We start from the raw sequence: 7220 nt of genomic DNA on the forward strand, positions 1-7220 counted from the left end.
TCCTTCTATTTCCGCAATGTCGCGATCAACCGGTTAGGTTTTAGCAATAAATCGAAAGCATCGTTGATATTTTGGACGATAAGATCGCTTTTCAAGAGAGTTTGAGTCATACAGCCTTCGCTTCCAACCACGGCTATCGCAAGTTCAGATGCTTCGAACATTGCTTCATCGTTAGCCCCATTCCCGATACAGACAGCATTACCCAGAGCTTCGGCAAACTCTCCCTTTTCCTCCGTATGGTTTCCGGTTTCAAGGATTTTAATTGAAACCGGCAAGCTGCTGCACTGGCCTGTGACACTTCCATTGGTGTCCGCGGTAATAACGTGAATCTCCAGACTCTGACTAAGCACCTCAATCCTCTCCGTTACACCCGGTACCAAAACTCCGTCCAAGGCGATGGTCCCGTTAAAGTCCAAGATTAGATGTTGTATTTCAAGCTCTTTTCTCCCTGGTATGTCCAACTTCAGCATGTGGCGCCTCCTATAAATTACATTCATTGCTATTATACACATCAGCCAAGGAGAAAAAATTAAAGGAGATTCATCTAGTCATAAAGTATTACTATATCAGAACGAGTTGCATTTATATCCAGGAGCAGTGATCCAATGAAAACAATATATAAATCTAGTGCTGGCAAAAAAGAAATTCTGGATCAATATGAACATTATCTTACTCTTTTTGACTTGCCGATTGACCGGGAGTATGTCCAAACCAGGTACGGAAATACGCATGTATTGAAAATGGGAAAAGCGGATGGCAGGCCGGTTTTCATTTTTCAGGGCGGCAATTGCATCAATCCAGTGACCTTATCATGGTTCAAGGGCCTGTTAAAAGATTACAAGGTTTATGCTCCGGACACCATCGGCCATCCCGGGTACAGTGATGAAACCAGGATTTCCGCCTCCGACCATAGTTTTGCAGAGTAGATTGAAGATTTGATGACCCACTACGGGATTGAAAAATGCGCGTTCATTGGGCCATCCTATGGAGCTGGCATTCTTTTAAGACTTGCAGCCTATCAGCCTGAAAAAATAGACTGCGCCGTACTTGTGGCTCCGGCTGGGATCAGTTTAGGCTCGAAGCTTAATATGGTGAAGCAAATCCTTCTTCCGCTTCTGTTTTATAAAATGAACGGATCTGCAAAAAGCTTAAGGCAAATCGCTAATATCATGTCCAACAACAGCATGTCTACTATCGACGAAAATATCATCGGCAGCATTTTCAGGCATACGGTCCTAGAGCAGGATATGCCAAAGCTGACGACAGCAACGGAATTGGCGGGCTATAACGCTCCGACGTTAATTATTTCAGGAACGGAAGATGTATTTTTTCCGGAAAAAAACATTTCCCAAAAAGCAGCAGGACTTTTCGGTGATCAACTGGAATTTAAAAGCTATCGAATGGGACATTTTCCCTCTGATGAATATGTGAAAAAGATCAAAGCGGATATTAGTACCTTTCTGGCAAAAAATTATTTTTAGGAGGATGACATGAATTCAATACAAAAAATCGGCCAAATTGGAGTCCCAGTGAAGGATATCGAAAGAGCTATTTCCTTTTATAAGGATCAATTAGGACTTCCGTTATTGTTCAACACGGATTCAATGGCTTTTTTCGATTGCAATGGAGTCAGGCTTCTCCTAAGCCTCCCGGAAAAAGAGGAATATGGAAACGCAAGCTCCGTCATTTATTTTCAAGTGAAAGATATAAAGGGGAAATATGAAGAGCTGGCTGCTGACATCACCTTCCTGGATGAACCGCATGTCGTCGCGAAAATCGGACAGACTGAAACGTGGATGACTTTCTTCAAGGACCCAGAAGGCAATACCCATGCATTCATAAGCGAAGTCCAGGCATAATGCAAAAAGGATACTGCGCAGCTGCCAGTATCCTTTTCTATTGAATTGCCTTAAGCTCGTTCTTTTTCAAAAACAGCTCAATCTGGTGCGCGGCCATCATTCCCGCAGTACTGTTCAAATGCATGCCATCTGTCAGCAATAAAAAGCCATTTCGATGAGCAATCCGGTCAAGGCTATGTCCAAACACAAAATGCTGGATGACTGCCTGTTCGTACAGCTTTGAGCTGTTTGGCAAGGAGCGCCCTCTCGTATTCCCTTTGCCTTTGAGGAATGCCTTCAGTTTTTCATTGAATGGCAAATAGGAGACATTGCTCATTTCAGCAAGTTTTTTGATGACCTCGTTGTATTGGTCAATCTCCTTATTGGCCTTGGAAAATAAATTTTCACCTGCGACAGGAAGAGAAAGCAAAGCGATTTTTGCACCTGTTTCTGTTTTCAGCCTGCTCACAATCTCTGCCAAATTCCTCTCATAAGCCAATATGGATGGTTTTTCCGAATATCCCTGGCCATTCTGTTTTCGCCTGGCAATATCCGGTGCAATTTTGAAGGATGCATCATTCATCCCAACCAAAATGACAGCGAAATCAGGGTTGCACGCAATCACATCATCAAGCCGCTCCAGGACATCAAATGATGTGCTCCCATTGACTCCATCATTGATGAATTGATAATCAAGGCAGCCCTTCCGTCTTGCTGCATCTTCAACAAAATTGTAGCTGATATTACCATGGACGAGGTCTCCGCCTATGACTGCCACTAGTTTTTTCCCATCTTCTCTCATGCCGCTTTCCAGGAAGGACTTTGGATTATTGGCTGGAAGCTGATTCAGTTTATTTTTCCGTTGAGAATATAGAATCACGCCGGCCAGCACAAGCAACAAAAAGACAACAGTTATTCCTAACAATAGATCCATATACGACCCCTCTCTGTCTTTTTATATTAAAAATAATTAATTTAAAATTATGAATATATTTATTATATTATTCGACATTCTTATATCTTTTTCCTTTAAATGCAATATTTCCTTACCCGAAAAAATTTTCTTTCCTTCCTTACACCCATTCTAGACATTTATGATACGCAGCAGACAAATCAAATGGCACAAAAATTTAAATAAATCAAAAAATTTATTTTGCAACTAGTAATATACTTAGGATAATATTATATGGTAGGGATTGGGAAAGGGGTAATTATGCCTATGCTGGAAGCTAGGATTTATAATTTTGTACTGTTTTTCGCATCTATTGCCGTGGCTTTTGGTTTAGGTACCTTTTTTACGGAACAAAACACGTTCCTGATTGCATTATCGATTTATTGGCTGTTCTCCATTCTTTATAACCATCTCAGGATTACGGCGAAAAATGGGACAATCAAATTTGATTACGGGATCAGCTACAGCCTGTCGTTCGGTATTTTTGCAGGTCCTTTAGGCTTGTTCATTTTTGAGGCTATTTACCGTGTTTCTGTTTTCGTGATGAGAAAGCAATCAAAAACAGCAGATGAAGAGGAATTTTGGGATACCTTTTACAATATCGGCGCCCATGTCCTGATTTACTCGACTGGATACTATTTATATAAACTCGCCTATCCTATATTTGAAGGCATACCTTTTGGGTTCTGGATTTTAATGAGCATCCTCGCAGTATTGACAATGGTTATTTCTTACACCTTCTTGTCGGCTGCTTTTTATATTTCTGGTGAAATAAAGAGTGTTAAAGAAGCTCTCCAATTTTTCAGGGAAAGCAATAATATCCTTGATCTGGGAAAAACAGCATTCACTAACGGCTTTCTGCTGTTATTCCTTCAGGAACAGCAGTGGGAGATGATGTTCGGTTTATTTATCCTGAATTACCTTGTCAGCCGTTCATTCCATTCGAAATCGCAAAGCATCCAGGATCGGATCGAGCGGGACAAATTCGAGCAAATGGCCTATACAGACTTCCTGACAGGAATTCCAAACCGCGCTTACATGGATTTGAAAATGGCGGAACTCAATCAATCTGGTGAACGCATCGCCATTGTCGTGACAGATATTGATAAATTCAAGCGGATCAATGACTCCTATAATCACGCTGTCGGGGACAAGGTCATCCAGCATTTTGCCCTGACCTTAAATTCGTATCTGGCTGAGGGGGATTACCTATTCCGCAGCGGCGGTGAAGAATTCACGCTTATTTTCAGGAATCGGACGTTTGGGGAGACCATTGATTTAGTGGAACAGATCCGCCAGGGGATTGAAGCCAGCTCAGTAGAGGTAGAATACAAATCCGATATGCATTCCATATCGGTCACCTCTTCATTTGGACTGTATTTCTTCACGGTCAACCCTTATACTTCAATGGAAAAAGGCTATATTTACGCAGACCAGCTGCTCCTGCAGTCCAAGGAACATGGCAAGAACAAGGTCACATGCAAAAATGACCTGTCGAAACAGATAGGATGAAACATTCATTTCTTACACAGAGTGGGAAAGCCACTGTTTAAGCCTGGAGACAAACTCTATGAAAATCATAGATGTCTTCAGGCTTTTTGTTTCATTATCATCAACATTTAAAAATGCATAAACAAATCCGCAGATGCAGCTTCATTAAGGACCCATTTGATCGGAACCTGCTCTGCTGGGTGCAAAAATTCGAACGTATCTTTTATATCCAGATCGACAGCGTAGAGCTGGACACCCATTTCCACAGCTATATCCAGCAGCTCATGGACAGACGATACACCGAAATCATTTATGGCGTTAGATAAATACTCCAGGTCCTCTGATGGAACTGATACATATCTTTTATCAAGGATATGGACGCCTTTCCGCGCGAAGGCGAGGATCACATCTGCACCGGATGAAGCTGCACCAACCGCAATATTCAATGGCGGATATGCTGACTCAAGTTCATCATGAAGCGCCATTACTACAACTTTTTTGTTTGCCATCAGTATAGCCCCCCTTAATAGCTTAACACTGCATCAGCATCATAGGCTGTATCCAAAAATGTCGCCACTCCTGCTAACTGCGCACCTTCCACCAGTTCCAGCCCATCCGCGATCAGGACATTCATCTGGCAGCCAAAGAACTTGATGCCCATTTCCATGAGTTTTCTCATCATTCTGGCTAAATCCATGTTATGAGTTCGTTCCATGATTTTTAGATAGCGTTTATCCAGCACGCGGGCACCATCAAGATCAAAAAAGATGGAAATCTCACTGCCTTCCTCCGCCTTTTTCAGCGCATCTTTCAGGACATAAGGAACATTTGAGCTTAATGAAACAAAATAAACCAGTTTCTTATCCGCCATTTCCTTCCCTTCTTTCGCTCTTTTCTTCCATACAGCCACTTAGTTTGCCCAAAGCATCATAGAATTTGAATCCTTTTCACTATCATTATATACCCATATAGGTATTTTTAAAAACTATTTTATTTTTGGTGGATGTTATTTCTGCAGTCCAGTCCAAAAAAAAACAGGCGACATGGATTGTGTATCCATATCAGCCTGCTATTCTATCTGAGCTTTACTTTACCCATTTTTCGAGCAGCGGTCCGCTGTCACCATATACAGGGTCAGTCTGTGGCACCGGTACATTTTTGATTTGCGCTTTTGCCTGTGCCCGTGCGCCAGGGTCTTTTTCTTTCAAGTCCGGCTTGCTTCCATCGGGATAAGCTCCGACAACAGCAAAGTCTGCACTGCTTTCAATTTTCTTATGTCCAGTGCCTGCTGGGAGAACTACTACATCGCCTGCTTTTAGCTCGAGCCGCTCGCCGCTGTCCCCGCCAATCAGCACGGTCGCCTGCCCGGACTTAACTCCTAACACCTCATGTGTATTGGTATGATAATGATGGTAATCATACACATCTCCACTCCATGTGCCAGTCCAGTTATGCTGCTTAAACTGGGTTTCCATATTCAGATTGTCAGCAAAGACTCCTTCATAAACAATGACTGGCAAATCAGCATTGTTCGGAATGTCACCTGCATCGTTCAGAAAAAATGATCTTACTTGAGTTCCCATGTAGCATCTGCTCCTTTCAATAACCTGGGTTAACTTGTCCAGCTGTGGCTGAACATTTTTTCCTCTAAGTTACGTCCAAGGTCATGCTCTTTGGACCTGACCATCCATTTTTTAAAGAAATGCCGATGGCCTGGACTAAAAAGGCCCATGGTTAACTGTACCTAAAATCCTCGCGTGTTAAACGTATCTCCCTCTTTCAGGTTTCCAGCTTCGTACCCTTTATAGAACCAGCTTTTCCTTTGTTCAGAGGTTCCGTGCGTAAAGCTTTCTGGCACGACATAGCCCTGTGTGCGTTTCTGGATGGTATCATCGCCAACAGCACTTGCTGCATTCAATGCTTCCTCAAGATCGCCTTCCTCGACTACTCCCATCCCCTGTGCATGATGCGCCCATACTCCGGCTAAATAGTCAGCCTGAAGCTCAAATCGGACCTGGTATTTATTGAATTCTGTCTTATCGAGTTTTCCTCGCATTGAATTAAGCTTATCTGAAGTACCTAATAAAGTCTGGACATGGTGTCCTACTTCATGGGCAACAACATATGCCATCGCAAAATCGCCTGGCGCCTGGAATTTCCTTTGCAGCTCATCATAGAAGCTCAAATCAATATATAGCTTTTGGTCTCCCGGACAATAGAACGGGCCTACCTGTGATCCCGCAACGCCACAGGCTGACTGTACACTTCCTGAATACAAGACAAGAGTCGGTTCTGTGTAGACCATCCCTTCTTCTTTAAAAACCTCTGACCACACTTCTTCTGTATCTGCTAAAACAACAGAAACAAATTGAGCCAGCTCCTCTTCTTGCTTCGTTTCCTGATATGGTGCTGGCGATTGTCCCTGACCGCCCATATTATTGACTACATCCCCAAGGTCACCTCCGCCAAGGAATGTCATGATCACGAGGAGGATGATACCGCCCAGGCCGCCGCCCATCATCAGGCCGCCCCCGCCCATGCCTCTCCTGTCTTCAACATTACTGCTCGCCCTTCTGCCTTTCCATTGCATGCTGTTTCCTCCCTGAATTATAGTAAGCAACTAGTTAACTGATTTATTAATTCTTTAGTGGTATACCCGCAATTACAGGATTTAATTAAGTATGACTCTGGATATTTTGCTTGCCTGTAAAGTTTTAATATAAACGTTACCCGTTCATTTTAATAATCAAGCATACAAAATTAGGAAGATAGCAAACAATTGGCTCTGCTTAACAAGTCTGTTGATTTCCGTTCCAGGCGCTTCGCTTTCCTCTGAAAAATTATGAAAAAGCCCAATTGCCGGCTTTTTCAAGAGCAAATTTTTCTTGGGGCGTGCGGTGAGCCTCCTCGTCGCTTTGCTCCTGCGGGGTAAAATGGCC

At 42.9% G+C, this 7220-nt stretch carries 10 protein-coding genes; 4 read left to right on the forward strand and 6 right to left on the reverse strand.

Annotation, left to right across the window (positions count from 1 at the left end):
- Window positions 1-5: 5 nt before the first annotated feature.
- On the reverse strand, window positions 6-470 hold the full coding sequence (locus AC3EBE_RS23795) for an HAD family hydrolase (protein WP_488597508.1): 465 nt from the start codon (window positions 468-470) through the stop codon (window positions 6-8).
- Window positions 471-605: 135 nt separating this feature from the next.
- Between AC3EBE_RS23795 and AC3EBE_RS23800 the strand changes: the two genes are divergently transcribed.
- The 3 genes from AC3EBE_RS23800 to AC3EBE_RS23810 are packed head-to-tail and all read left to right on the forward strand — an operon-like array spanning window position 606 to window position 1859.
- On the forward strand, window positions 606-926 hold the full coding sequence (locus AC3EBE_RS23800; RefSeq protein WP_488597509.1) for a hypothetical protein: 321 nt from the start codon (window positions 606-608) through the stop codon (window positions 924-926).
- 12 nt (window positions 927-938) lie between these two features.
- Window positions 939-1481 (forward strand): alpha/beta fold hydrolase, encoded by a 543-nt coding sequence (locus AC3EBE_RS23805; RefSeq protein WP_488597524.1) that lies wholly within the window; start codon window positions 939-941, stop codon window positions 1479-1481.
- Window positions 1482-1490: 9 nt separating this feature from the next.
- Entirely contained in the window at window positions 1491-1859 is a 369-nt protein-coding gene (locus tag AC3EBE_RS23810; RefSeq protein WP_488597510.1) for a VOC family protein, read from the forward strand.
- A gap of 37 nt (window positions 1860-1896) precedes the next feature.
- Here AC3EBE_RS23810 and AC3EBE_RS23815 read toward each other — a convergent pair whose 3' ends face one another.
- Window positions 1897-2772, reverse strand: coding sequence for an SGNH/GDSL hydrolase family protein (locus tag AC3EBE_RS23815; RefSeq protein WP_488597511.1), 876 nt, complete (start codon window positions 2770-2772; stop codon window positions 1897-1899).
- A 285-nt stretch (window positions 2773-3057) separates the two neighbouring features.
- Here AC3EBE_RS23815 and AC3EBE_RS23820 point away from each other — a divergent pair, with 285 nt between their 5' ends.
- Window positions 3058-4302 carry a GGDEF domain-containing protein gene (locus AC3EBE_RS23820; protein ID WP_488597512.1) on the forward strand — a complete coding sequence of 415 codons (1245 nt, stop codon included), beginning with the start codon at window positions 3058-3060 and terminating at the stop codon, window positions 4300-4302.
- A gap of 107 nt (window positions 4303-4409) precedes the next feature.
- Here the strand turns inward: AC3EBE_RS23820 and AC3EBE_RS23825 are convergent, their stop codons facing one another.
- The 4 genes from AC3EBE_RS23825 to ypfJ all read right to left on the reverse strand — a co-directional run bounded on the left by AC3EBE_RS23825 (window position 4410) and on the right by ypfJ (window position 6871).
- Window positions 4410-4790 (reverse strand): peroxiredoxin family protein, encoded by a 381-nt coding sequence (locus AC3EBE_RS23825; protein ID WP_488597513.1) that lies wholly within the window; start codon window positions 4788-4790, stop codon window positions 4410-4412.
- Between the two features lie 14 nt (window positions 4791-4804).
- Window positions 4805-5152 (reverse strand): DsrE/DsrF/DrsH-like family protein, encoded by a 348-nt coding sequence (locus tag AC3EBE_RS23830; protein ID WP_488597514.1) that lies wholly within the window; start codon window positions 5150-5152, stop codon window positions 4805-4807.
- Between the two features lie 214 nt (window positions 5153-5366).
- Window positions 5367-5864 (reverse strand): cupin domain-containing protein, encoded by a 498-nt coding sequence (locus AC3EBE_RS23835; RefSeq protein ID WP_488597515.1) that lies wholly within the window; start codon window positions 5862-5864, stop codon window positions 5367-5369.
- A 161-nt stretch (window positions 5865-6025) separates the two neighbouring features.
- A complete protein-coding gene (gene ypfJ / locus AC3EBE_RS23840; protein ID WP_488597516.1) occupies window positions 6026-6871 on the reverse strand; it encodes a KPN_02809 family neutral zinc metallopeptidase in 846 nt (281 codons plus the stop codon).
- Window positions 6872-7220 lie beyond the last annotated feature (349 nt).

The organism is Mesobacillus sp., assembly GCF_057785455.1.

Excerpts from the sequence above, each read along its gene's own strand:
- AC3EBE_RS23825 (WP_488597513.1), bottom strand. The coding sequence starts at position 4,790 with ATGGCAAACAAAAAAGTTGTAGTAATGGCGCTTCATGATGAACTTGAG.
- AC3EBE_RS23830 (WP_488597514.1), bottom strand. The coding sequence starts at position 5,152 with ATGGCGGATAAGAAACTGGTTTATTTTGTTTCATTAAGCTCAAATGTT.
- AC3EBE_RS23835 (WP_488597515.1), bottom strand. The coding sequence starts at position 5,864 with ATGGGAACTCAAGTAAGATCATTTTTTCTGAACGATGCAGGTGACATT.
- AC3EBE_RS23805 (WP_488597524.1), top strand. The coding sequence starts at position 939 with ATGACCCACTACGGGATTGAAAAATGCGCGTTCATTGGGCCATCCTAT.
- AC3EBE_RS23795 (WP_488597508.1), bottom strand. The coding sequence starts at position 470 with ATGCTGAAGTTGGACATACCAGGGAGAAAAGAGCTTGAAATACAACAT.
- ypfJ (WP_488597516.1), bottom strand. The coding sequence starts at position 6,871 with ATGCAATGGAAAGGCAGAAGGGCGAGCAGTAATGTTGAAGACAGGAGA.
- AC3EBE_RS23820 (WP_488597512.1), top strand. The coding sequence starts at position 3,058 with ATGCTGGAAGCTAGGATTTATAATTTTGTACTGTTTTTCGCATCTATT.
- AC3EBE_RS23810 (WP_488597510.1), top strand. The coding sequence starts at position 1,491 with ATGAATTCAATACAAAAAATCGGCCAAATTGGAGTCCCAGTGAAGGAT.
- AC3EBE_RS23815 (WP_488597511.1), bottom strand. The coding sequence starts at position 2,772 with ATGGATCTATTGTTAGGAATAACTGTTGTCTTTTTGTTGCTTGTGCTG.
- AC3EBE_RS23800 (WP_488597509.1), top strand. The coding sequence starts at position 606 with ATGAAAACAATATATAAATCTAGTGCTGGCAAAAAAGAAATTCTGGAT.